The 23,917-nt window shown below is 69.8% G+C and carries 22 protein-coding genes; 9 read left to right on the plus strand and 13 right to left on the minus strand.

The annotated features are described in order from the left end of the window. Positions 1-8 precede the first annotated feature (8 nt). A complete protein-coding gene (locus SD37_RS23715; protein ID WP_236725098.1) occupies positions 9-968 on the minus strand; it encodes a helix-turn-helix transcriptional regulator in 960 nt (319 codons plus the stop codon). Between the two features lie 57 nt (positions 969-1,025). On the opposite strand from SD37_RS23715, the gene SD37_RS23720 reads away from it, so the two are divergent. Next, a complete protein-coding gene (locus tag SD37_RS23720) occupies positions 1,026-3,311 on the plus strand; it encodes an excinuclease ABC subunit UvrA (protein ID WP_044854841.1) in 2,286 nt (761 codons plus the stop codon). 148 nt (positions 3,312-3,459) lie between these two features. Here the strand turns inward: SD37_RS23720 and SD37_RS23725 are convergent, their stop codons facing one another. Further along, positions 3,460-4,632, minus strand: coding sequence for an epoxide hydrolase family protein (locus SD37_RS23725; protein ID WP_044854840.1), 1,173 nt, complete (start codon positions 4,630-4,632; stop codon positions 3,460-3,462). A gap of 81 nt (positions 4,633-4,713) precedes the next feature. Here SD37_RS23725 and SD37_RS23730 point away from each other — a divergent pair, with 81 nt between their 5' ends. Then, positions 4,714-5,277: a CGNR zinc finger domain-containing protein gene (locus SD37_RS23730; protein WP_044854839.1), complete on the plus strand. Its 564-nt coding sequence runs from the start codon at positions 4,714-4,716 to the stop codon at positions 5,275-5,277. Here the strand turns inward: SD37_RS23730 and yidC are convergent. Both yidC and SD37_RS23740 read right to left on the minus strand, forming a co-directional pair. Beyond that, positions 5,274-6,113 carry a membrane protein insertase YidC gene (yidC, locus tag SD37_RS23735; RefSeq protein WP_044854838.1) on the minus strand — a complete coding sequence of 280 codons (840 nt, stop codon included), beginning with the start codon at positions 6,111-6,113 and terminating at the stop codon, positions 5,274-5,276. The two genes, SD37_RS23730 and yidC, sit on opposite strands and share 4 nt — an antisense overlap. A gap of 69 nt (positions 6,114-6,182) precedes the next feature. Then, positions 6,183-6,539, minus strand: coding sequence for a DUF6412 domain-containing protein (locus SD37_RS23740; RefSeq protein WP_037310248.1), 357 nt, complete (start codon positions 6,537-6,539; stop codon positions 6,183-6,185). A gap of 63 nt (positions 6,540-6,602) precedes the next feature. Between SD37_RS23740 and SD37_RS23745 the strand changes: the two genes are divergently transcribed. The 3 genes from SD37_RS23745 to SD37_RS23755 all read left to right on the plus strand — a co-directional run bounded on the left by SD37_RS23745 (position 6,603) and on the right by SD37_RS23755 (position 10,598). Beyond that, positions 6,603-8,222 carry an ABC-F family ATP-binding cassette domain-containing protein gene (locus SD37_RS23745; protein ID WP_044854837.1) on the plus strand — a complete coding sequence of 540 codons (1,620 nt, stop codon included), beginning with the start codon at positions 6,603-6,605 and terminating at the stop codon, positions 8,220-8,222. A gap of 106 nt (positions 8,223-8,328) precedes the next feature. Then, the gene (locus SD37_RS23750; RefSeq protein WP_044854836.1) at positions 8,329-9,342 is read left to right on the plus strand and encodes a YdcF family protein; all 1,014 of its coding nucleotides are present in this window, start codon (positions 8,329-8,331) and stop codon (positions 9,340-9,342) included. A 431-nt stretch (positions 9,343-9,773) separates the two neighbouring features. Continuing rightward, entirely contained in the window at positions 9,774-10,598 is an 825-nt protein-coding gene (locus SD37_RS23755; protein ID WP_044854835.1) for a class I SAM-dependent methyltransferase, read from the plus strand. Between the two features lie 4 nt (positions 10,599-10,602). On the opposite strand, the gene SD37_RS23760 is transcribed toward SD37_RS23755, so the two are convergent. Continuing rightward, positions 10,603-12,204, minus strand: coding sequence for an ABC-F family ATP-binding cassette domain-containing protein (locus tag SD37_RS23760; RefSeq protein ID WP_044854834.1), 1,602 nt, complete (start codon positions 12,202-12,204; stop codon positions 10,603-10,605). Positions 12,205-12,592: 388 nt separating this feature from the next. Between SD37_RS23760 and SD37_RS23765 the strand changes: the two genes are divergently transcribed. Further along, positions 12,593-13,429, plus strand: coding sequence for a DUF2382 domain-containing protein (locus SD37_RS23765; protein ID WP_044854833.1), 837 nt, complete (start codon positions 12,593-12,595; stop codon positions 13,427-13,429). A 46-nt stretch (positions 13,430-13,475) separates the two neighbouring features. Here SD37_RS23765 and SD37_RS23770 read toward each other — a convergent pair whose 3' ends face one another. From SD37_RS23770 to SD37_RS43880, 3 genes are all read right to left on the minus strand, one after another. Then, entirely contained in the window at positions 13,476-15,176 is a 1,701-nt protein-coding gene (locus tag SD37_RS23770; RefSeq protein ID WP_044854832.1) for a serine/threonine-protein kinase, read from the minus strand. Continuing rightward, entirely contained in the window at positions 15,173-15,952 is a 780-nt protein-coding gene (locus tag SD37_RS23775; RefSeq protein ID WP_044854831.1) for a hypothetical protein, read from the minus strand. Before SD37_RS23775 ends, SD37_RS23770 begins: the two co-directional genes overlap by 4 nt. 366 nt (positions 15,953-16,318) lie before the next feature. Next, the gene (locus SD37_RS43880) at positions 16,319-16,465 is read right to left on the minus strand and encodes a hypothetical protein (protein WP_236725099.1); all 147 of its coding nucleotides are present in this window, start codon (positions 16,463-16,465) and stop codon (positions 16,319-16,321) included. On the opposite strand from SD37_RS43880, the gene SD37_RS23780 reads away from it, so the two are divergent. After that, positions 16,458-16,937, plus strand: coding sequence for a hypothetical protein (locus SD37_RS23780; RefSeq protein ID WP_236725100.1), 480 nt, complete (start codon positions 16,458-16,460; stop codon positions 16,935-16,937). The two genes, SD37_RS43880 and SD37_RS23780, sit on opposite strands and share 8 nt — an antisense overlap. A gap of 29 nt (positions 16,938-16,966) precedes the next feature. On the opposite strand, the gene SD37_RS23785 is transcribed toward SD37_RS23780, so the two are convergent. Together SD37_RS23785 and SD37_RS23790 are read right to left on the minus strand one after the other, a co-directional pair. After that, positions 16,967-17,941 carry a TerC/Alx family metal homeostasis membrane protein gene (locus tag SD37_RS23785; protein WP_145926712.1) on the minus strand — a complete coding sequence of 325 codons (975 nt, stop codon included), beginning with the start codon at positions 17,939-17,941 and terminating at the stop codon, positions 16,967-16,969. A gap of 239 nt (positions 17,942-18,180) precedes the next feature. Continuing rightward, complete coding sequence (locus SD37_RS23790; protein WP_044854830.1) at positions 18,181-18,984, minus strand: LLM class flavin-dependent oxidoreductase; 804 nt, start codon at positions 18,982-18,984, stop codon at positions 18,181-18,183. A gap of 144 nt (positions 18,985-19,128) precedes the next feature. Between SD37_RS23790 and SD37_RS23795 the strand changes: the two genes are divergently transcribed. Further along, positions 19,129-19,569: an SRPBCC family protein gene (locus SD37_RS23795; RefSeq protein ID WP_044854829.1), complete on the plus strand. Its 441-nt coding sequence runs from the start codon at positions 19,129-19,131 to the stop codon at positions 19,567-19,569. Between the two features lie 45 nt (positions 19,570-19,614). Here SD37_RS23795 and SD37_RS23800 read toward each other — a convergent pair whose 3' ends face one another. From SD37_RS23800 to SD37_RS23810, 3 genes are read right to left on the minus strand one after another with little or no spacing between them, the layout of a single operon-like run. After that, the gene (locus tag SD37_RS23800) at positions 19,615-20,853 is read right to left on the minus strand and encodes a glycosyltransferase (protein WP_044854828.1); all 1,239 of its coding nucleotides are present in this window, start codon (positions 20,851-20,853) and stop codon (positions 19,615-19,617) included. Then, entirely contained in the window at positions 20,850-21,683 is an 834-nt protein-coding gene (locus SD37_RS23805; protein ID WP_044854827.1) for an SDR family NAD(P)-dependent oxidoreductase, read from the minus strand. Before SD37_RS23805 ends, SD37_RS23800 begins: the two co-directional genes overlap by 4 nt. Further along, positions 21,680-22,726 (minus strand): alpha/beta hydrolase, encoded by a 1,047-nt coding sequence (locus SD37_RS23810; RefSeq protein WP_065912948.1) that lies wholly within the window; start codon positions 22,724-22,726, stop codon positions 21,680-21,682. The genes SD37_RS23805 and SD37_RS23810 overlap by 4 nt, the downstream gene beginning before the upstream one ends. A 448-nt stretch (positions 22,727-23,174) precedes the next feature. Between SD37_RS23810 and SD37_RS23815 the strand changes: the two genes are divergently transcribed. Further along, entirely contained in the window at positions 23,175-23,915 is a 741-nt protein-coding gene (locus SD37_RS23815) for a hypothetical protein (RefSeq protein ID WP_044854825.1), read from the plus strand. Positions 23,916-23,917 lie beyond the last annotated feature (2 nt).

Genomic DNA, 23,917 nt, shown 5'->3' on the forward strand with positions numbered 1-23,917 from the left:
ATCGCCACTCACGAGCCGACGGCACCGCGAAGCAGACGTCGTCCGGTCCGCGCGAGGTAGTCCGCGAACTCCGGCGGCTCTTCGACGGTGAAGTCGATGTCGGTGAGCACCAGCACGACGGCCAGCCACTCGAAGGAATCGACGTACGCGACGTACCTGCAGCTCTGGTCGCCCAGTGCTTCGAAAGTGCCGTCGATCCGATGGAGGCGGGCCGCGGCCTCGACGGCGCCGACCTGCAAGGTCAGCGTGATCCGCAGCGCTTTCGGGCTGTGGAACCGTTCTTGGAGGTGGCCGGCGACGTCGTCGACCGGGAGCGCGCGGGGCTCGAACGCCACCTCGGTCGTCTTCGGCGCGGTGATCCGGTCGAGGCGGAAACTCCGCCAGTCCCGCCTGCCGAGGTCCCAGGCGTAGAGGTACCACCGCGTGCCGAGCTGGACCAGGCGCATCGGCTCGACCGTCCGGGACGACGGGCCGTCCTTCGCGGTGTACGCGAACTCGAGGCAGCGGCGGGCCGCGATCGCCGCCGCGAGGACGTTCAGGACGTCGGGAGTGACCCGCGGCTGTTCACCACCGCCGAATTCGACCGAGGCGAGCATTTCGTCGGTCCGCCGTCGCAGGGCGGCAGGCAGGACACGCCGGAGTTTCGTGGCGGCACGGTCCGCCGATTCGGCGGTGAGGGCGATCCCGGTGCCGCCCGCCGCGGCGAGGCGCAACCCGAGCACGGTGGCGATCGCCTCGTCGTGTTCCAGCATGAGCGGCGGCAGCGCCGCGCCCGCGACGAGGCGGTAATGGCCGCCCGGGCCGCGGGTGCTCTCCACGGGATAGCCCAGTGTGCGCAGGTGGTCGATGTCCCGGCGGAGCGTGCGGGGCGGGACTTCCATGGCCGACGCGAGGTCGGCGGCGGGCCACTGGCGGCCGGTCTGCAGGAGCGACAGCAGCCGCAGCATCCGTTCCCGTGGTTCCGTCACGACGCCTCCCGCTAATTGTGGCCGTAATCCGGCCACATCTCATCGTAGCTTGGTTTCATGTCCACAACGCAGTCCGAACGCGGCCGGTGGATCACGGTCGAAGGAGCCAGGACGCACAACCTCCGGGAGGTGTCGGTCCGGGTGCCGAAGCACCGGTTGACGGTGTTCACCGGCGTATCGGGATCGGGGAAGTCGTCGCTGGCGTTCGACACGATCGCGGCCGAAGCCGAACGCCTGGTCACCGGGACCTATCCCGCTTTCGTCCGGAACCGGCTCCCTCAGCATCCGCCGCCCGACGTCGACCGGATCGACGGGCTGGTCTTCACCACGATCGTCGATCAACGGCGGTTCACCGGGAACGCGCGGTCGACGGTGGGCACGGCGAGCGACATCGCCCCGTTGCTGCGCCTGCTGTTCTCCCGCCTCGGAGAGCCGAGCGCCGGATTCACGCCCGCCTACTCGTTCAACGACCCCAGCGGGATGTGCCCGCGCTGCGAAGGGCTCGGCGTGGTCGACGACATCGATCTCGACCGGCTGCTCGACCGGTCGCGGAGCCTGCGCGAGGGAGCCGTGCGCTTCCCGACGTTCGCGCCGGGGACCTACCGCTGGAAGCGGCTCGTCCACTCCGGGCTCGTCGATCCCGATGTCCCGTTAGGACGGTTGCCGTCCGCGAAGGTCGAAACCCTGCTGCACGCCGAAGGACTCCCCCTCGACAACCCCGGCCCCGAGTACCCCAAGCACGGCGTCTTCGACGGTGTCGTCCCTCGGCTGCGGGATTCGTACCTGCGCAAGACGCCGTCCCGCCTGACCGCCGAGGAGCAGGAAGGGCTCGCCGGAGTCGTCACGCGGAGCACCTGTCCGGACTGCGCGGGGACCCGCCTCGCCGAAGCCGCGAGGAAGAGCCTGATCGACGGACGGTCCATCGCGGACTGGTCGGCGATGCCGGTCGGCGAACTACGCGACGTCGTCACGACCGTGCGCGATCCGGCCGTGGCGCCGCTGCTGCGGGCCATCCGGGAACGCCTCGACGCACTGGCTTCCGTCGGTCTCGGCTACCTCAGCCTGTCCAGGGAATCGCGGACGCTGTCCGGCGGCGAGGCCCAGCGCGTCAAGATCGTCCGTCACCTCGGCAGCGCGCTCAGCGACGTCTGTTACGTGTTCGACGAGCCCAGCACCGGACTGCACCCGCATGACGTGCACCGGCTCCTCGAACTGCTGGCCAAGCTCCGCGACGCGCACAACACTATCCTCGTGGTCGAACACCATCCCGCGGTGATCACCGCCGCCGACCACGTCATCGACCTCGGGCCCGCCGGTGGCGCCGACGGCGGCCACGTCCAGTTCGAAGGCACTCCCGCCCGGCTCGCCGCGACCGGCACCGAAACCGGCCGGATCCTGCGCGCCCCGGTCGATTTCCGGCAGCGGACCCGCGTGCCCAAGGGAACCGTGACGATCTCCCGCGCCCGCAGCCACAACCTGCGTGACGTCACCGTCGACGTGCCGCTCGGCGTGCTGACCGTCGTCTCGGGGGTCGCCGGTTCCGGCAAGAGCAGCCTGATCGCGGGCGAACTCCCCCGGCAGCATCCCGATTTCGTCGTCGTCGAGCAGGCTCCGCTGCGCGGTGGCATCCGGTCGACCCCCGCCACGGTGCTCGGTATCGCCGAACCCATCCGCGACGCCTTCGGCAAGGCCACCGGGAAGCATCCGTCATGGTTCAGCGCGAACGGCCGGGGAGCCTGCCCCGTCTGCAAGGGCAAGGGCGTCATCATCACCGACCTCGCCTTCCTCGACGACGTCCAGACCGGCTGCGACGCCTGCGGCGGGACCCGGTTCAACCCGGCCGCGCTCGCCGCGCGCCTGAACGGCCACAGCATCGCCGACGTACTGGCGATGAACCCCGCGGACGCCGCCGCCCTGTTCGGCGAGCGCTCCTCTCTCGCGCGGCGGCTGCGCTGGCTGGACCGGACCGGGCTCGGCTACCTGACGATCGGGCAGAGCCTCGACACCCTGTCCGGCGGCGAGCGCCAGCGGCTCCTGCTCGCCCGCCACCTCGCCGACGCGGGTCCGGCGGACGACCTGCGCCTGGTCCTCGACGAACCCACCGCCGGACTGCACGGCAGCGACGTCGACCGCCTGCTCGGCCTGTGCGACGACCTCGTCGACGACGGCGCGACACTGGTCCTGATCGAACACAACCAGCGGGTGATCGCGCACGCCGACCACGTCATCGACATCGGGCCCGGGGCGGGTTCCGAGGGCGGGACGGTCGTCTTCGAAGGCACGCCCTCGGCGCTGGCGGAGGACTCCGCGTCGCTCACCGGCCGCCACCTGCGGACTCGCTGAGCGGTGGACTACGCGTTCCCGGCGCCGGACGGCGCCGGGAACACCCACCCGCCCAGGAACAGTTCCCGGGCAGAGCGAGATGATTCCCCATCACGCCGTTCCCGACACGCCGGTACCGAACAGTTCGTGGCTCTTCGCGGCCGAGGGGTCAGCGGCGAGCGGCCAGCACCGCGGCGAGGCCCTCTTGGAGGTCCTTGACGAAATACCCGGGAACCTCCAGCGACGGGAAGTGTCCTCCGCGCTCGGGCGACCGCCACCGGGCGATCCGCCGGTACCGCTCCCGCGCCAAGGGACGCGGATACTTCTCGATGTCGCGGGGGTACATGGTGATCGCCGACGGGACATCGACCCGGAGGTCGGGATCGAGCGAGTTGTGGCTTTCCCAGTAGATGCGGGCCGCCGACGCGCCGGACCGCGTCAGCCAGTACAGGGTGACATTGTCGAGGATCCGGTCCCTGGAGATCGTCTCGAACGGGCTGTCTTCGGTATCCGTCCACTCGGCGAACTTGTCGAGGATCCAGGCGAGCAGCCCGACCGGCGAGTCGACGAGCGAGTAGCCGATGGTCTGCGGCCGGGTCGCCTGCTGTTTCGCGTAGGCCGCGCGGTTGAGCCAGAAATCGCGGGTCTCCTCGGTCCACTCGCGCTCCACCGCCATCAGCCCGTCCGTCGTCGATCCGGGCAGTCCTTCCGCGAACGTGGTGTGGATACCGAGGACCTGCGCCGGGAACCTGCCGCCGAGGACCGTGGTGATATTGCCTCCCCAGTCGCCGCCGTGGGCCAGGAACTCGCCATAGCCGAGCCTTCCCATCAGCTCCACCCACGCGGCCGCGATCTTCTCGGTTCCCCAGCCCGTGGTGGCCGGCTTGTCGCTGTAGCCGAAACCCGGCAACGAGGGAACCACGACATGGAACGCCGGCGCGGCGGTGTCTTCGGGGTCCGCCAGCTCGTCCACCACATCGACGAACTCGGCGACGCTGCCCGGCCAGCCGTGCGTCAGCACCAGAGGAGTGGCGTCCGCGCGCGGGGACCGGCGGTGCAGGAAGTGGATTCCCAGCCCGTCGATGGTGGTGCGGAACTGGCCGATCCGGTCGAGGCGCTCTTCGAACGACCGCCAGTCGTACCCGGTGCGCCAGTGGTCCACGACCTCGACGAGGTCCGCGAGCGGGACGCCCTGTGCCCATCGGCGAGGGCCGGACGGGGCGCGATGGACCGTTTCGGCCTCCGGTAGCCGCGCCGCGGCCAGCCGGGCACGCAGATCGTCGAGGTCGGCGTCCGTCGCGCGGGCTTCGAAGGCTTGCACGTCGCTGGTCGAAAGGGGCATGAGACCTCCAGACAGTTGAGAACCGGCTAAGACGGTTCTAACAGGTCCTCCTGCCGGACCGCAACCGGCTAAGGTGGTTCCATGCCTGCCGGTTTCCCCGACTTCCGCCTCGGTAATGTGCTCGCGACCAGCTTCACCGCGACCTTGACGGAGCGGTGTGGCGACGCCGTGGAGCGCGTCCCCACACCGCAGCGACTCGTCGACTGGCTGGCGGTGAGCGGCCTCGCCGTGGACTCCTGCACCACCGGCCAGCTCGACCTCGCCCGGGAACTGAGGGAAGCGATCCACGCCGCCGCGACGGCGGCCGCGCTCCAGGAAGCCCTCCCCGCGTCCGCCGTCCAGGTCATCAACGACCGCAGCGCCCAAGGCCAGGCCTCAGCCGTCCTGACGCCCGAGGGACAGCGGCGATGGCGGGTGTCCTGTGTGGAAGACGCTCTCGGCGTGATCGCCGCCGACGCGATCAGCATCATCGCGGGCGAACGAGACGGGAAAATGGCCTTGTGCGCCTCGCCGACCTGCCGGGCCGCCTTCTTCGACACCAGCCAAAGCCGCACCCGCAAATGGTGTGACATGAACACGTGCGGGAATCGGCAGAAGAAGGCACGCTTCCTCGCCAACCAGCGCAAGAACCCGGCCCAGGCCTAGCGCCGCTGGGGTTTCTGGCCGGGACGCGGGCCCGCCACCTTCGGTTTCGCGACCACCCGCGCCTGCTCTTCCCTGTCGACGACCTTTGTGAGGAAGTGCTGCTGCCCCAGCGTCCACACGTTGGTGGCCAGGAAGTACAGCAGCACCCCGATCGGCACCGGGAAGAACGACCCCGAGACCAGCATCCCGAGCGGCGCCAGGTACATCATCAGCTTCGCGATCCCCGCCGCCTGCGGGGCGGTCGCCGTCTGCCGGATGAGGCTCGCGCGCATCGAGAAGAACGTCGCCAGGCCGGCGATCAGCATCAACGGCACCCCGACCGCGATCATGTGGGCATGATCCGTGCCGAACGCGGCCAGCTCCGCCGCCGGTTGCGAAAGCCAGTTGCCGAGCTTCGCGCCGAACAGTCCGGCGTTCAGGAAGGACTCGACCCCGGCGTGGTCGAAAACGTGGTTCGACTGGGCGCCTGGGGTGAAATCACGCAGCACCCAGTACAGCGACAGGAACACCGGCAGCTGGATCAGCGCCGGGAGGCAGCCGCCCAGCGGGCTGGAACCGTTGTCGGCGTGGAGTTTTTGGATCTCCTTCGCCATCCGCTGGCGATCCTTGCCGTATTTCTCCTTGATTTTCGCCATCTGCGGGGCGAGCGCCTGTGTGCGGCGGCCTGCCCGCAGGGCGCTGAGGGCGGGTTTGACCAGCAGGAGCCGCAGGGTGAAGACGAGGAAGGTGATGGACAGCACCCAGGCAACGCCCGAGTCGGGACTCAAGACAGCGCCGAAAACCTTGTGCCAGAACCAGAGAATGGCGGAAACGGGGTACAGGAAGACATCGAACATGACCAGGTCACTCCGTCGTTTGAAGGTGAAGGGGCAGGAGTGACTGCCTCACCTTCGGACAAGGAGAGGTCAGGCAGCCACGATGCCCCGTGACGGAGCCCTGGGCCGGACGCGGCCGCGTGCGTCGGGATCGCGCAGGCTCAGGAACAGCTGCGCGCGTTCGCGCAGGGTGATGGCGCGCACCTTCATCGCGGCGGCCGCCGGTTCCAGGCGGAAATGCGCGGCGAGCGCGAGCAGCACGAGGGCGAGGGACGCGGTCATGGTGGCGGCCAGCGCCAGCGGGTTGGCGACCGCCACCGACGCTGTCAGCGCGGTGGCCAGGCTCAGCGGGTTGACCCCGCCGACGACCGGCAGTACGACGAACAACTCCGGCAGGAACAGCGCAAGCATCAGCTTGAGCCGCACACCGAAGTAGGTTCGCTCCACGTCGACGACCTTACCGGAGATATTGCGTTGCGTGATTCCCGAGCGTGACGGCAGGCTGTCGCCATGGGGCATGTGGAGGTCGCGCACGTCGAATACCACCTGCCCGACGGGCGGCTGCTGCTCGGCGACGTCTCGTTCCGGGTCGGCGAAGGCGCCGTCTGCGCGCTCGTCGGTGCCAATGGGGCGGGCAAGACCACCTTGCTGAGGCTGATTTCGGGCGAACTCGAACCCGACGACGGCTCGGTGACGATCAGCGGCGGGCTCGGCGTGATGCCCCAGTTCGTCGGGTCGGTGCGCGACGAACGGACCGTGCGGGATCTTCTCGTCTCGGTGTCGCCGGACGCGCTCCGCGCCGCGGCCCGCGCGGTCGACGAGGCCGAACTCGCGTTGATGGAACGCGACGACGAAGCGGCCCAGATGGCCTACGCCCAGGCTCTCGCGGACTGGGGCGACGCTCGCGGTTACGAAGCCGAAGTCGTGTGGGACAAATGCACGACGGCCGCGCTCGACCTGCCGTATGAGAAGGCGCGCTGGCGAGAGGTCCGCACCCTCTCCGGCGGCGAGCAGAAACGGCTGGTCCTGGAGGCGCTGCTCCTCGGCGGCTCCGGCGTCCTCCTGCTCGACGAGCCGGACAACTATCTCGACGTCCCCGGGAAACAGTGGCTGGAAGAGCGGCTGCGCGAGACCAAGAAGACCGTGCTGTTCGTTTCGCACGACCGGGAACTGCTGGCGCGGGCGGCGAAGAAGATCATCAGCGTCGAACCCGGGCCCGACGGCGGCGACGTCTGGGTGCACGGCGGCGGCTTCGGCACCTACCACCAAGCACGCGCTGAGCGTTTCGAACGCTTCGAGGAGCTGCGTCGTCGCTGGGACGAAAAGCACGCCCAGCTCAAGAAACTCGTCGCCGACATGCGCCAGTACGCCGCGCGCAGCGACGAAATGGCTTCGCGCTACCACGCCGCACAGACCCGGCTGCGCAAATTCGAGGAGTCGGGCCCGCCCGCCGCTCCCCCGCGCGAGCAGAAGATCACCATGCGCCTGCGTGGCGGCCGGACCGGCGTCCGCGCCGTCACCTGCGAAGGCCTCGAACTCCGCGGGCTGATGAAACCCTTCGATCTGGAGATCTTCTACGGGGAACGGGTCGCGGTGCTCGGCTCGAACGGTTCCGGGAAATCCCACTTCCTGCGGCTGCTGGCCGGTGAGGACGTCGCGCACGACGGACTGTGGAAGCTCGGCGCCCGGGTCGTCCCAGGCCACTTCGCGCAGACGCATGCCCACCCCGAACTACTCGGGCGAACGCTCGTCGACATCCTCTGGACCGAGCACGCGCGGAGCCGCGGGCCGGCGATGAACATCCTGCGCCGCTACGACCTCGACGGCCAGGGCGACCAGCGGTTCGAGAAGCTGTCCGGTGGCCAGCAGGCGCGTTTCCAGATCCTGCTGCTGGAAATCGGCGGTGCCACCATCCTGTTGCTCGACGAGCCGACCGACAACCTCGACCTCGCCTCGGCGGAAGCGCTGCAGCAGGCACTGGAGGCGTACGAAGGAACCACGGTGGCGGTGACGCACGATCGCTGGTTCGCGCGGGACTTCGACCGATATCTCGTCTTCGGTACCGACGGCAAGGTTCGGGAGACGGCGGAACCGGTGTGGGACGAGCGGCCCGTGCAACGCGCGCGTTGACCCGGTCAGGCAAGGAAAAGCGACACGCCGACGGGCGGTGTCGCCCGCATTGCCGGTCTGTGCTTCGATTCGGTGCCGCCGCCATCGTCCGAAGGCTGGAGAACCCGTGAAGGCCGCCGCAATCCTCTTCGCCATCGCGGCCGTGTGCTGCGTGGTGTTCCTGGTGAGCTTCCTTCGCGACCGGCGCAGGCTGCGCAACGGCTTCTACCTCTTTTTCGCGCTCCTGTTCATCGGTATCACTCTCATCGCGCTGCTCGCGTCGGTGTCGCCGTCGGCGGCGGGCTTGGTCGCGTTCGGGGTACTCCTGCTGATCGTGCCCACGGTGCTTGCGCTGACGGTGTTCCTGATCTGCAACGGGATCACCATGCTCCGCCGCGAGGGACGCCGGCCCGCCAACGTGCTGTCACTGCTGACCGGGATCGGCATCTGCGCGCTGATCGCGTTCAACGCGACAGTCACGCAACTGGCCTGGGAACCCCTCGACATCCTCCGGGGCAGCCTCAACGGAATCGTCGTCTACGTTTCGTTCCTCTTCGTTTGTTTCCTGCTGTACTCGATCGTCTACGGCCGTATCCGCACCGAGAAGGGCGTGGACTTCGTCGTCGTACTGGGTTCGGGCCTGCTGGACGGGTACCGGGTTCCGCCATTGCTCGCGGGCAGGCTCAAGCGGGCCAAGGTCGTCGTGGACGCCGAAGATCGCCGCGGTGGGCAGCCGATGGTGGTCACCTCGGGCGGCCAGGGCTCCGACGAGGACCTGCCGGAATCGCACGCCATGGCCGACTATCTGGTCGAGGCCGGGCTACCGCGCGAGCGGATCCTTCTGGAGGACCGGTCCACGACGACGTTCGAGAACCTCACCTTCAGCGCCGCGATCATGGAACAGCGGAAACCGGACTACCGGTGCACGGTGGTCACGAACAACTTCCACGTCCTCCGCGCCGCCCTCATCGCCCGCCGGGCCAAGGTGAACGGCCAGGTCATCGGCGCGCCGACGGCCTGGTACTTCTGGCCGAGCGCCACCATCCGCGAATTCGTCGCCATCCTGGTCGACCACAAGATCAAGAATCTGATCGTCTGCGCCCTGATCGTCCTCACCCAGCTGTCCCGGCTCTGGTCGTGAGTGGTAAGTGTCGTTCTAACGACACTCGCCACTCACGATCGCGCTCGTCCTCGGTTTCGGCGGGGTGGCCGTCGCTCGTGCGTGCCGTACCCCAGACCACAGTCCGTCCGAACTCCAGCGACCCTAGGCTGGAAAGGCCCCTTGCACGGGCCCATCTTGGCTCACGGTGAAGACCTCGCAAGTAGTCGACTACTTGCGAGGTCCGACCTTGGTCATGCCACCCGGTACCCGTGATGCGTACTCGCCCGATGACACCACCGGTCATAACCACCGCCCCGCAACGAACGCAGGGGGTCGTGAGCGGTAAGTGTCGTTCTAACGACACTCGCCACTCACGACCGGCCGAAACCGCGCCGCAGCCGTGCAAAGCGGCGTGACAAATCCCGGACCGGCGTTTGACAACGCCGTTTTCGCCGGGCCATCGTCCGGTGATGAGCGCGTACACCCGGCAGGCGATGGCGCTGCTGTTCGACCGGACGGCGGAGACCTACGACGCCCTAGGCGTCGACTTCTTCGGCACCTTCGCCAGGGAACTGCTCGACCGGGTCGCGCTCGTCCCCGGCGAGCGGGTGCTGGACGTCGGCTGCGGGCGCGGCGCGGTGCTGTTCCCCGCCGCCGAGCGGGTCGGCGCGGGCGGATCGGTGCTGGGCATCGACCTTTCCGCCGAGATGATCGAGCGCACCGCGAAGGACATCGAAGACCGCGGGCCGGCCAACGCCTCGGTTTCCCTTATGGACGCCCAAGAACCGACACTGGACGACGCCACCTTCGATGTGGCCCTCGCGTCGTTCGTGGTGTTCTTCCTGCCGGAGCCGATCGAGGGCCTGCGGTCCTGGCACCGTCTGCTCAAGCCGGGCGGCAGGCTGGGGATGACCACGTTCGGCGACGACGATCCCCGCTGGGCCGGCGTGCGCGAGGTGTTCAAACCGTTCGTGTCGCCGGAACTGGCCTGGACCCTGGCCATCAGAGCGAGCCTGTTCGCCACCATCGACGGCTTCGACCGGGCCGTGGAGTCGGCGGGCTTCACCGGCGTCACGTCCGTGGAACGCGTCTATCCGGTGAAGTTCGCCGACCCCGGGCAGTGGATCACCTGGTCCTGGTCGCAGGGCCAGCGGATGTTCTGGGAACTGGTGCCGGAAGACCGCCAGGACGCCGTCCGCCGCGCCGTGCTCGCGGAACTCGAGCCGCTGCGCGAACCCGACGGGAGCGTGGTGTTGGCGCAGAGCGTGCGCTACACCATCGCCCACCGCGGGTGACGGCTCAGAGCGCGAGCCGCGGCCAGGATTCCGTGTCCCGTGACAACTGCCGGTCGTGCGTCGCGATCACCACCGTGGCCGGGGTGGTCCCGAGCGCGGCGGTCAGCTCGTCGACGAGGGTGGCGGACAGGTGGTTGGTCGGCTCGTCCAATAGCACCAGATGCGGACGGCGGGCCAGCACCAGTGCCAGGTCGAGACGCCGCCGGGCGCCGACCGACAGCTCGGCCACCGGCCGGTGACGGTCGTACCCGGCGAGCAGACCCAGCTCGCCCAGCCCGGGCCCCCGGGTCTCCGCCCTGGCGAGCTGCTGGTCGTACAGCTCCGTCGCCGTACGCTCGCCAGGCAGGTCGGACTCCTGCCCCAGCCGCCCGATCCGCGCCGATCGGGACCGGACGACCGTGCCCGTGGTCGGCTCCAGCTCCCCGGCCAGCACGGTCAAGAGCGTCGACTTGCCCGTGCCGTTGGGGCCGGTGACCACGAGCCGGTCGCCGCCGTCCAGCACCAGATCGACCGGCCGGGTGAGCCTCCCGGCCACCGTGACCCCGGCGGCCCGCACCAGGGTCGAGCCGCGACGCTCCGGCAGCTCGGGCATGGCGAACCGGGCGGGCGGCGGCGGGACCGCCACCACATGCCCGGCCAGGTCCTCCTGCCGCCGGTGGACCGCGCGGACCAGGCCCGGCGCGCGAGTGGCGCGGACATGCCTGCCGGTTCCCTTGGGTGGCCGCCAGTTGTCGCGCAACCGGTTCCGGGCCGCGGAAAGGTCGTCGGCGAGCCGTTGCCGCTCGGCGATCTGCTCGGCGTGCGAGGCCTCCCAGCGAGCACGTTCGGCCCGGCGAGCGTCGACGTACGCCGCGTAGCCACCTCCGTAGACCCGCGGCTTGCCGTCGCTCGACGGATCGAGGTCCAGCACCGTGGTGGCCACGTCCGCGAGCAACGCCCGGTCGTGGCTGACCAGGACGACCACCCCCGGGTACGCGCGCAGCCGCTCGGTGAGGTGCTCGAGCCCGTCGGCGTCGAGGTGGTTGGTCGGCTCGTCGAGCAGCAGCACGGAATGCCCGGCCCCGAGCAGGCAGGCCAGCCGCACCCGGTGGCGCTGCCCGACCGAAAGTGTCCCGAGTGGACGGTCACGGTCGTCGACGGCGTTCAGAGCGGCCAAGGACACCTCGACCCGCCGGTCGGCGTCCCACGCGTCGAGGGCCTCGGCCTCCGCGAGCGCGTCGGCGAAAAGGTCCTCCGCGCCGGGACGGCCGTCGCCGAGCGCTTCGGTCGCGGCCTCCAGACGGGCCAGGGCACCGCGGACGGAGGCCAGTTCGAGGTCGATCAGTGCGCCGACGGTGTCGGTGGCGCCGAGCGGGATCTGCTGGTCGGCGACGCCGACCGAACCCGCGCGGTGCACCTCGCCGCGGTCCGCGGCCAGCTCACCGGCGAGTACCCGGAGCAGCGTGGTCTTGCCACGGCCGTTCTCGCCGACGATGGCGACCCGCTCGCCCGCGGCGGCGACGAGGTCGACCCCGGAGAGCACGGGCCGTCCCCCGAACGAGAGGTGGACATCGGACAGGCGGACGTGCGCGGCGCGCAGCGGCGCGGAAGAAAGAGGGGATGACATGAAGGAACTGCCTCCGGTGAAAGTGATGAGCAGGAAGAACGAACTCCGGTACCGCGGCTCGCGGTACCGGTGGAGGCGTCGTTCCTCAGAGGAACAGCAGTTGCTGCATCACGCTCGGGAGAGTAGGACAAGCCCCCGCGCCCGCGCATCCGGTTTTCCGAGGGCGCGGACTTGAGGTCCACACGTTCGCGCCATCCCTTCGGCCGCCGGTCACCCGGCGGGCACCCGCTTCCACCTGCGACGACACGACGGGCCTAACCAGCACGCTCGCCTTCAAACCCGCACTTTCCGGGGTCACCCACAGGTGCACCACAACGGTTGCCATGATCATCGACCCGGCCGACGGTGGGCTTCTCAGCAGCAACATCGTTCGGGAGGAGCAGGATCGATGGCGAACACCATGCAGCCGCAGGAACTCATCGACAGTGCCGTGGTCGACCCGACGGGCACCAAGCTCGGGAAGGTCGGCAACGTCTACCTCGCCGATGCGACGCACCAGCCGGAATGGATCACCGTCAAGACGGGTCTGTTCGGCACCAAGGAGAGTTTCGTCCCGCTCTCGGGCGCCCACGCCGACAAGGACGGCGTGCACGTCCGCGTCGACAAGGAGGCCGTCTCCGACGCGCCCCGCATCGAGGCCGACGGCCACCTGTCCATGGAGGAGAGCGCGCGGCTGTACAAGCATTACGGGCTCCCGATGCCGAGGACGTCGCCGGACGGCCGGATGGACGACCGGGCCCAGGGCCGGGGCCGTCCCGGAACGAACCCCGCCGGCGCGGGCCAGGGCGCCATGGGTGGCACCGGCCGCGGCAAGCCCGGGATGGACGCGGGCGACGGCAAGAGGGACCGGGACGCCGAGCGCACCATGACCCGCTCCGAGGAGCGGCTGAACGTCGGCACCGAACAGGTCGAGACCGGCCATGTCCGGCTGCGCAAGTACGTCGTCACCGAGGAGCAGCAGGTCACCGTGCCGGTCAGCCACGAAGAGGTGCGTATCGAACGGGAACCGATCACGAAGGCGGGCGGTGAACGGGCCGAGATCGGCGAGGACGAGCAGGAAGTCGTACTGCACGCCGAGAAACCGGTGGTGAACAAGGAAACCGTCGCGGTCGAACGGGCGAGGCTCAAGACCGAGACCGTCACCGAGGACCAGACGATCTCCGGCAAGGTCCGCAAGGAGCAGTTCGAGGTCACGGACGACCAGGGCAAGCATCGCAAGTCCTGATCCTCCTCGCGGGGGCGGCCCTCGGAACCGGGCCGCCCCTGGCGGATCAGCGGGTTCGCGGACGTCGCGCGCGGGCGGCCGCGACGATGAAACCCGCCGCCACCGCACCCGCGATCGCGCTGCCGACGCCGGAAAGCAGTGCGGGTTCGTGCACCCGCAGCACCGAAACACACAGCCACGCCGTCGCGCCGAACAGCAGGCCGAGGACGGGACCGGCGACGAGCGCGCCGCGCCAGCGGTGGCCGTTCCGGATCGTCCGCAACCCGGATTCCAGATACGCCAAGGCGAACAGGGCGAGGATCAGGCTTCCCGCCCCGAGCGCGCTCGCGAGCGGATGCTGCCGGGTGAGCAGCGTGAACGTCTGGGGCACGCCGTCGGTCGTCACCGTGGCGGTCACCGCGCCGCCGACGATCCAGCGGGTGAGGGCGGGAAACTGGAGATCCGCTCGATAGTTACCGTTGTCGGCCTTCGGTGTCGCCGTCGCCGAACCCAGCGGTATCCCCGCGGCCGTCAGGTCGAGCCTCATCTGCCGCGGGAGGCCGGGACCGGTCACCGTGAACGACTTGCTGAGGTCCACCTCCACCGGCGCCGTGAGCAGCACACCGTCGAGCGCCATGAGCCGGGCCTCGTGCGGCAGCCGTTCCGGGTTGAGCAGCGCGAGCACCACGAGCACGATCGCGGCCGCTGCCGCCGCGAGCCTGAACCACAGCACCGAGCCCGGTTTCCCGGTGGGCCGGGACTCGGGCTCGAACGCCGCGCGGGTCGCCGAAAGCGTCGGATCCGGGGCGCTCCGGCGCACCGGTCGCGTCGGGCCGTCCCCGGCCGGAACCGGCGCCGCGACCGGCGTGCTGAGCGCGGAGATGACCCGCGGGGTGAGATGGCGTACCGGTACCCGGGAGCGCTCCAGCCACCCCGGTCCGTAAACGGCGGTGGCGGCCGAAGCGAGGTCCGCCGCGAACGTCTCCGCGTCGCGGTAGCGGGAGTCGAGTTCGCGCGCGACGCTGCGCATGACGACCCCGGCGATCGGGGCGGGCACACCGTCGATCGGACGCGGGTCGGTGAACATGTGCTGGCGCATCATGCTGATCGCGCCCCGGGTGTTGTCGAACGGCAGTTTCCCGGACAGCAGTTCGTAGAGCACCGTGCCCGCCGAGTAGACGTCGGCGGCGGGGCTCAGCGCGTTGCCCATCGCCTGCTCGGGTGCGATGTAGGCGGGTGTGCCGAGGACTTCGCCGCCATGGGTGACGAGCGTGGCGCCTTCGCTGATCACCTTCGCGATGCCGAAGTCGGCCACCTTCATCACGCCTTGTGTGGTGAAGAGCAGGTTCTTGGGCTTGACGTCGAGGTGCAGCACCCCGGCTTCGTGCGCCGCGTGCAATCCGGCGAGCATCGCCAGGCCGATCGCGCAGGCTTGCTCGGCGGTGACTCCCCCGCTCTGGAAACGGCTGTGCACGGTGCCGCCGTCGAGGCGTTCCATCACCATCAGATGCTCGCGGCCGGTGCGCACGTAGTCGTAGACGGGGACGATGTGCGGATGGTCGAGACTGGCCAGCACCCGCGCTTCACGATCGAAGAGTTCGCTGCTGACGGCGTGGTTCAGCACGTCCCACGGCAGCTGCTTTATCGCGACGTCGCGGCGCAGCGAACGGTGGACGCCGGCGAAGACGACCCCCATCCCGCCCTGTCCGATCGCGGCCCCGATCTCGTACTGCGGCAGTGCGGCGACCACCTCGGCGGGTGCGCTCATCGGTTGAATTCCTTGGTGGCGTCGGGAAAGCGGACCGTCTCGTCGTCGGCGGGCCCCGGTGCCGGATGCGGCGTCAGGTAGCCGAGCAGGAACGCGATGACGGCGGCGCCGAGTACCACCGGGATCTCGACCGCCGGTTCCGGCGGCACCAGCCGCAGCACCGAAAGCGAGACGACCGCGACGAGACCGGTGCCGAATCCGGCGGGCAGGAAGCGCAGGCCGCGGCGCCACCGGTTGGGCGGCAGGCGGTGGCGGGCGAGCGCGAGCAGGGCGGTCAGCCACGCCAGCACGGTGAGCACGAGCATCGCGAGCCCGAAGGCACCGTAGACGGACCAGAAGGACCCGCGGATGTCGGCGACCGTGGTGGCCTCGCCGAGGGTGCCGCGCTGGGCGTCGAGCAGTTCGACCGACGTCGGGAGCAGGCCGATCGCCTGGCCGTCGAGATCGGCCATGTCCAGCACGAAGGTCCTGGTGATCCGGCTGTGCGCGGGGACCTCGAACGGGGCCGTGGTGTCGTAGGCGAAGAAGGTGAGGGCGAGCGCCACACCCGACACCCGCACGCTGCGGACCTTCAGCGCGGTGCCGCCGCTGTTGGTCGCCGTCACGGTGAGTTCGATCTGCTTGGCCGGATCGACCGTGACCGTCGTGTTCGTGATCGGCCGGTCGTCGAGGGTCACCGCCAGTTCGAGCCCGCCATCGGCCGCGGCGGCCGGTGGCGCGCCCAGGAGGAGCGCGCTCAGACCCAACGCAACCCCTGCCGCGATGAAACGTCCCATTGTGCGCATCCCCTGTTTGCGTAATCCGACTGGTCCGGAATGCTACAGCGAGCACTTACCGGAGAGGGACGTCCCAATGCGTATCGTGGTTCGGCTGATATTCGCCGTCGTGACCGGACTGCTGCTTTTACTTACCCTGGTGGGAGCGGGTAACGCGCAACAATCCCCCTATCAGTCCACGGTTGGTTTGAAACCTTCGAGCGGTGCCGCCGGGAGTTCTTTTACCATTTCCTGGAATTTCTACCCGTGCAAAGGCCCGGTTTCTTTCACATGGTCGGGAGCGCCTCTCGCGTCGGCGAACGCCTCACCCCAGGTCCCCAGTGGACAGGTCGCCGCGACGGTGCCGGGCAACGCGACGCCGGGGAGCTACCCGGTGGCGGGCTCCTGCACGAACGCGCGGACCGGCGGGCCGCTGACCGGGAGCGCGACCTTCCGCGTGACCGGGACTGTGACCACGCCGCCCCCGACGACGAAGGTGCCACCGACGACGAAGCCGACTGTCCCGGTGACCACCCCGACCAGACCGGGGACGACCACCACGCCCACCACCCCGGTCACCACGACGACTCCGCCCACCACCACGCCACCGTCCACAACGGACACTCCCCCGCCGTCGACGGACGTCCCCGCACCGGGCAGCACCCCGGCCGGGCCGAACGATCTGGTCCTCGACCGGCCGAGCGTCCAGCCCGGCGACCGGCTCTCCGCGACCGGCAAGGGGTGCGTACCCGGTAAGGCCGTCACCCTGACGTCGGACGGCGAACGGGTCGGCAGCGCCTACGCCGACGACACCGGAGCCTTCACCACGGCCGTCGAGTTCACCCGGATCGAGGCGGGCAGGCACACCGTCGTCGCGGACTGCGGCGTGCGGCTGACCGGCGCCGTCGAACAGGTCGTGACCAGCTCGTCCGGCGGGCACGGCGGGACGCTGGTGGTGCTCGTGTTCTTCGTGCTGGCCGGGATCACCGTACTGCGCTTCCCCTGACCGCCGACGACCAGTTCGGTGACCATCGGTCACTCCCGCGCGGCCGTGGCCGCCTCGCGACGACGCGCGTGCATGCTCGTGAACGTGACGGTGGCGAGCACGAGGATGATCACGGCCAGCGAGATCGGGGTGGGCACCTCCGGCACGCCCGGCCAGATGCCGTGTGCCCAGTGCAGCACCAGTTTCACCCCGATGAAGGCGAGAATGAGCGCGAGACCGTGGTTGAGGTGGACGAGCTTGGCCAGCGCCGAACGCAGGACGAAGTAGAGGGCGCGCAGGCCGAGCAGGGCGAAGGCGTTGGTGGCGAACACGAGGTACGGGTCCTCGGTGATGCCGTAGACCGCGGGCACCGAGTCGACGGCGAAGACCACGTCGGTGGCGAAGACCGCGACCACCACCACGGCCAAGGGGGTGAGGGCACGGCGGCCGTCCACCCGCACCGTGAGGCGGGCACCGCGATACTCGTCGGTGACCGGCATCAGCTTGCGCAGCAACCGGACCGACCGCAGCTGGGAGAGATCCCGTTCGGTACTCCCGTCGGACATCGCCTCGCGCAGGATCTTGACCGCCGAGGCGAACAGGATCACGCCGAAGACGAGGAACGCCCAGGTGCCCGCCGCCAGCATCGCGGCGCCGGCGGCGATGAAGACGCCTCGGAGCACGAGCGCGCCGACGATGCCGTAGAGCAGCACACGCTGCTGTACGGCGGGCGGGACGGCGAAGGCGGCGAGCAGCAACATGAAGACGAACAGGTTGTCCACCGACAGCGACTTCTCCACCACGAAGCCCGTCATGAACTCGACCGCCGGGCCACTGCCGAAGTCGAGCCACAGCCAGAGCCCGAAGAACACGGGGAGCGCCAGGTAGAACACGGACCAGCCGGCGGCCTCCCGCATCGACACCTCGTGCGGGCGCCGGGTGACGACGAAATCGGCGACGAGCAGGGCCAGCAGGACCACGATACTGATCGACCACAGCCAGACGGAGCCCACGGATCCGGGCATCAGAGCCTCCTCGAACATCAAGTTCGAGGTCTCCTTCACCCATCGCGGGCGGCCTCCCGGGGACACCGGCGGAGTGTCCGTACTGACCGGGCAGACGCTTGGGAAGTACTCCCCTCGCCGCCAGTATCGGCCATGACGCCGCCCAAAGTAAAGGGTTGTTAAAGACGTCACCGTGCCGCCGGTCGTGAGTGGCGAGTGTCGTTAGAACGTCACTTGCCACTCACGACCACCCGGCACGGTCAGGCCGGACCGCTCCTCAGTACGCCACGCACCGCGTCGACGGACAGGTCGTCCCACGGGAATTCGGCCATCCACCAGGTCGCGCCCGCCTTCTCGTACGGCGCGAGATCCGTGCCCGCCGGAACGCCGATCGCGAAGTCGTACCGCCCCTCGGCGCCCTCGCGCATCGCGGTGATCGTCTCGACCGCCTCGGCGAACTCGTCCGCGTGCGGCAGGTTCACCGGGAAGAACCCGTCGTACCGCGCGGCCCTGCGCATCGGCTTCCGCTTTCCGGGGAAACCCGCCAACCACACCGGTATCGGGCGCACTGGCCGGGGCAGGAAGGTGATGTCGTCGACGGTGTAGTGCGTTCCGTGATGCCGCACCGGTTCGCCGGACCAGGCCGCGGTGAGGATCTCGAGCGATTCGTCCAGCATCTCGCCGCGTTTGCGGTCGTCCTGTTCGTCGCCGGCCCTGGAGAACTCCCCGCCGAACCGGTCGCTGCCGAGGCCGGCGCCGAGGATCAGCCTTCCGCCACTCAGCCTGTCCAGAGTGGCCGTCTCGCGGGCGAGTTTGACCGGACGACGGCGGGCCAGCGGCGTGACCATCGGGCCGAAGACGAGGTTCTCGGTGGCGGAAGCGACGGCGGCGAGGGTGATCCACGGATCCGCGATCTCACGCACCGGCTCGTCCCAGCGGACGTGGTCCCAGACGAACAGGCCGTGCCAGCCCGCTTCTTCGGCCTCGGCGGCGAGACGCGCGATGATCACAGGGTCGGCCAGCTCGTCGAAGATCGGCAGCCACAGTGCTGAGCGCAGGTTCATCCTCCGACAATACGAACCGAGTCCACCCACCCGCGGCGACTTGACAGGGCGGACCGACGCGCTACAGTCCAACCAGTACGTTGATCAACCCATTGGTTAAATACAGCCTTGGGTCAACCACGGGGCGCGGAAGAGACTCGAACGATGGCCAACCTGACGATCACGCGTCTCCTCGACGCACCGCGCGAACTCGCCTTCCAGGTGTGGACCGACCCGGACCATCTCGCGAAGTGGTGGGGCCCGGCCGGATTCAGCACCACGTCCTGCACGGTCAACCTCACCGAAGGCGGCCGGTGGCGCACGTGCATGAGTGACGGCGAGACCGAACTGTGGGCCTCGGGGGTCTATCACGAGATCGTCCCGCCAGAACGGCTCGTCTTCAGTTTCGCCTGGGAAGAGGAAGGCGCGCGGGGACACGACACCCTCGTCACCGTCGTCCTCGCCGATCGGGACGGCAAAACGGAGATGACGTTCCACCAAGAGATCTTCGAGACCGTGGCGGAGCGCGACAACCACGTCGAGGGCTGGCAGTCCTGCTTCGCCCGTCTCACTACTTACTTGGCCGACAAGACAAAGGCCGCTTGACTCTTACCTGAGCGCGTTCCAGTGAGTAGCCGAGCGCGAGGCGCGTCAACGCACTTTCCGCAACACCTCACACGCCCGCGCCACCCCGTCCTCCTCCCGCAGCCGCGCCGCGACATACTGTGCCCCGCGGCGGAACAGCAGATTCCCGGAGAGTTCGAGCAACCGCGCGGTCAGGGCGTCCGCGGTGATCTCCCGTAGCGGCAACGGACGGGGCCCGGCACCGAGGCGGGCCACCCGGTCGCCCCAGTAGGGCTGGTCGGAGAACACCGGGCAGACCAGCGCCGGGACGCCCGCGCGCAACGCCGCCGCGGTCGTGCCCGCGCCTCCGTGATGCACCACCGCCACGGTGCGCGGGAAGAGCCACCCGTGCGGAACATCCTGGACCGTCAGCAGATCCTCGTCGTCGTCGAACCCGGTGTCGGTCCCGAGCAGGCCGCGCAGTCCCACCCGGCGCAGCGCCGTGCGGACGGCGGCGAAGGTCCGCTCCGCCTCGGACGGCCGCATGCTGCCGAAGCCGACGTACACCGGGGGCGGTCCCGAGGCGAGGAAGTCCCGCAGGCGCGGGTCCGGCCGCCATCCGGCGGGGGTTTCCAGGAACCAGTATCCGGTGACGTGGACCCGCGACGGCCAGTCCTCCGGCCTGGGCACGACGGCGTCGGAAAATCCGCACAGTACCGGGGTTTCCGTGCGCCGGGGTCCGCGCCATCCGGCCGGGGGCAGGCCGAGCGAACGGCTGCGCCAGCGGTCCACCTCGGGCCGCAACAGCTGCCAGGCGACGACATCGACGGCGTGATGGCTCAGCCGCCGTCCGCACGGCCCGAGGCCGGCCGCCCAGGGCAGCAGCGGATGCGCGAACGCCCGGGTCGGCACGCTGGGCTGGTAGTGCAGTTCAACGTTGGGGACGCCGAGCGAAGCACCCAGGTGCGCACCGAGGAACCCCAAAGTAGGGGCGAGCACGAGGTCGGCCCCGTCCGCTCCTTTGTGGACATCGTCCAGGAGGCGCTCCAGCACCGGCGCCAGAGCGCCTCGCAATCCGCGCAGGAACGTCGCGGGATTGCGCCCGCCCTCGGTCCATTCGCGTCCGCCGTCCGAGCCGAGGATCTCACCGGGATCGACCGAAAGCGGCGCGAAGTCCAGGCCGTATCCGGTCGCCAGCGCCCGGAAGCGTTCCGACGCCAGCACCCGAACGCGGTCGCCTTCGGCGGCGAGACCGTGCCCCAAAGCGATACAGGGCTGGACGTCGCCCCGCGAACCGGGGGCGACGATCACGACCAGCCGGGTCACCGCTTCGCCGCCGTCAGCCGGTAGCGGAGCCGGAACGGCAGGTTCGCCAGTACCGCCGCGATCCGCGCGTCCCGGCCGACCAGGTACCGCGGCGCGGGGCGGCGGGCGGTCAGCGCGTGGACGACGACTCGCGCGGCCCGCTCGGGCGGCACCCCGGCCCGCGCCGACCGTTCCGCGCTGCGTTCGGCCTCATCCAGTTGCACCGCATACCTTTCCCGCGCCGCTTCCGGCAGTGCGGCGCGCACCTCCTCGGCCGCGGCGCGGGCGCGTGACCAGATCGCGGTGGCGACCGCGCCGGGTTCGACGAGGATCACGCCGATCCCGGACGGGGCGAGTTCGGCGCGCAGGCTGTCGGTCAAGCCGACCAAGGCGAACTTCGAGGTGTGGTACGGGCCGACCATCGGCCCGGCGATCCGCCCGCCCATCGACCCGACCGTCACCACCCTGGCGCCGGACGCGGCGCGCAGCGCGGGCAACATCGCCTGTGTGACGGCGAGCTGACCGGTGACGTTGACCTCCAGCTGGTGCCGGAAATCGTCGAGCGGGACATGCTCCAGCGGTCCGGGGCGGGCCATCCCGGCGTTGTTCACCAGGCCCCGCAACGGTCCCGCCGCCGCGACCTTCTCCCCGCACGCCGCGATCGACGCCGCGTCACGGAGATCCATCCGCAGCACGGTGACCGCCTCGCCGTACGTGCGGGCGAGATCCGTTTCGTCCGCGTCGGTGCGCACGCCCGCCCAGACGTGGGCACCCCGGCGGACCAGCTCGGCGACACACGCCCGGCCGATCCCGCTCGACGCCCCGGTGACCACAAAGGACGGACGGGTCACGACGCCTCCCCCGCCTTTACCGGCGCGGACAGCGCCCGCAGCATCCGCGGCCAGGTCTTGTGCAGCTGGTCCTGCCAGTACGCCCAGTGATGGGTGCCCGGCCCGTAGAAGTCCGTCATGACGGGGACCCCGAGGCGATTCAGCCGGTCCGCCATCGCGGTGGTCTGGGTGGAGCACAGGAATTCGAGCAGCATCGCGCCGGGCAGGACGTCGACCGGGAGCTTCCCGTCGAACGGACCCGGCAGGCCGTTGCCCGTCGACAGGTACAGCTCGGTGCCGCGCAGGCGGTCGGCGTTCACCAGCGGATCGTGCGCGTCCCAGCGGGACGCCTCGCGCCGCCGGTCGCCCCAGAGCGCCTCGGGATCCTGCCGGGCCGAGGCGACGATCGCGCTGGTCAGCAGCTCGCCGTACGGGCCGGTGGGATTGAGGTTGCCGCTGAACGACCCGGCGAACCGGAACCCCCCCGGCCGCCGCGCGGCGAGTTCCACCGCACCGTATCCGCCGAGCGAGAGGCCCGCCGCGACCCGCCGCCCGTCCCCGCGATAGGCGCGGTCGATCAGCTGCGGGATCTCGACCGCGGTGAACGTCTCCCACTGGTTGAGCACCACGTCCTTGCCGTGATTCCACCAGTCGGAAAAGAATCCCGCCGACCCGGAGCCCGGCATCACCACCAGCGCGCCGGAGTCGTCGGCGAGCTTCCGGATGTCGGTGTTGGCGGTCCAGCCGCGGTAGTCCTGCAGCCGCGTCTCCCCGGCGAGCAGGTACACCGCCGGCCACTTCCGGCCCGGTTCGGCGTCCCAGCCCGAGGGCAGGATCAGCCGCACCATGGCGTAGCTCCCGACGCCGACCGAGCGCACGGTGAGGTCCAGCATCCGTGGGTCGCCGTCCACAGTGGACTGGGCGACGACGTGCGAGCCGTCGTCCGCGCGGGCGTCCGGGACACCGCTCTCGGCCCGCGCCGGAGCGGTGGCGACGCCCGGCAGCGCGCACGCCACGGCCGTCAGGAGCGCGACGGCGCGCAGCCGCTTCGAAGTAGTGCGCATACGTAATCCTTTGTCCCGGTCGATCGATCGAATCCGAAAATGTGACGGCGATTACCCGCAAAAGAAATCCGGAGGTGCCGACACGTTAAGCGGAAGGCGCCTCTCCAGGCAATTGTCCTGCCCACAATCCGGGAGGACAATGTGAATGCCAGGGAAACAAGAAATGCTTCCACCTCCCCCATCCGGGTGACCCGTCGCTCACGGACCGTGAGCGACTGTGGCACGGTGGTACCAGACTGGCTCGCATACCAGGCAAAAGTCCGGAAGTCGCAGGTCACAGCGTGTACACGAAGGACATTTACGTTCTCTTGATACCTTCCGGTATTCGATTTCCCGCCGTAGCCTTCGTCGTGCCGCCCAGGTCCGGCGTCCGCTGACGCGACCCCGGCGCCGGTGTCCCACCGAAGGGACCGCGACCGTCCTCAGCACCCTTCCGAAAGGGCTATTCATGGCTGCCCGAATTCGCCGTACCTCTCGATTTCCGCCGACGAAGTGGCGGGGCCGCACAGTCGCGCTCGTCGCTTCCGCCGCCGCGGTGGTGACCATTTCCGGCGCGTCCGGAGAATCGATTCAGGCCACTTCACCCGCCGCCGCGGCACCGGCCACCCCGGCTACTCCGGCCGTTCCGCCCGCGGCCCTGCTCCCGCCGGAAGCCGTCCCGCACACGTCCGCGCGCGACGGTTTCGACCTCGGCACCGCACTGTCCACCTCGGACACCGCGCGCCGCAAGGAGAGCCGGATCGACGTCGCCGGTTGTGAGGACGTCGTCCACGGGCGGGTCCTCGGCGCGACGGCCGGCGTCACCGGGCAGGGCTTCCAGTCCGCGGTACCCGGCGGGCAGGTCTCCGAACTCGTCGCGCGCACGACGAACCCGCCCGACCTGGCGGCGTGGTCCGCTCAGGCCGGGCGGTGCTCCCAGGTGACGGTCGACGATGCGGCGGGTACCGCGGTGTCGACCGTCACCGTCCAGCCCGCACCCGCCGTACCCGGCGCGAAAACCCTTTCCTACCGACAACTCCTGACGTTGCCCGGCCAGCCCCCCGAGCTGCCCGGACTACGCCTGCGCACCGTCGCCATCGCCGCCGACGACGTACTGGTCGTGCTCCGTGACGCCGGAACCACCGGCCTCGATCTCGACGCACTCGCCGTCGCCGCGTGGCAGCACGCCGCCGGACCGCTCGGCCGCTGAAC

The sequence above is a fragment of the Amycolatopsis orientalis genome (genome assembly GCF_000943515.2).
In the GTDB taxonomy this organism is placed as follows: domain Bacteria; phylum Actinomycetota; class Actinomycetes; order Mycobacteriales; family Pseudonocardiaceae; genus Amycolatopsis; species Amycolatopsis orientalis.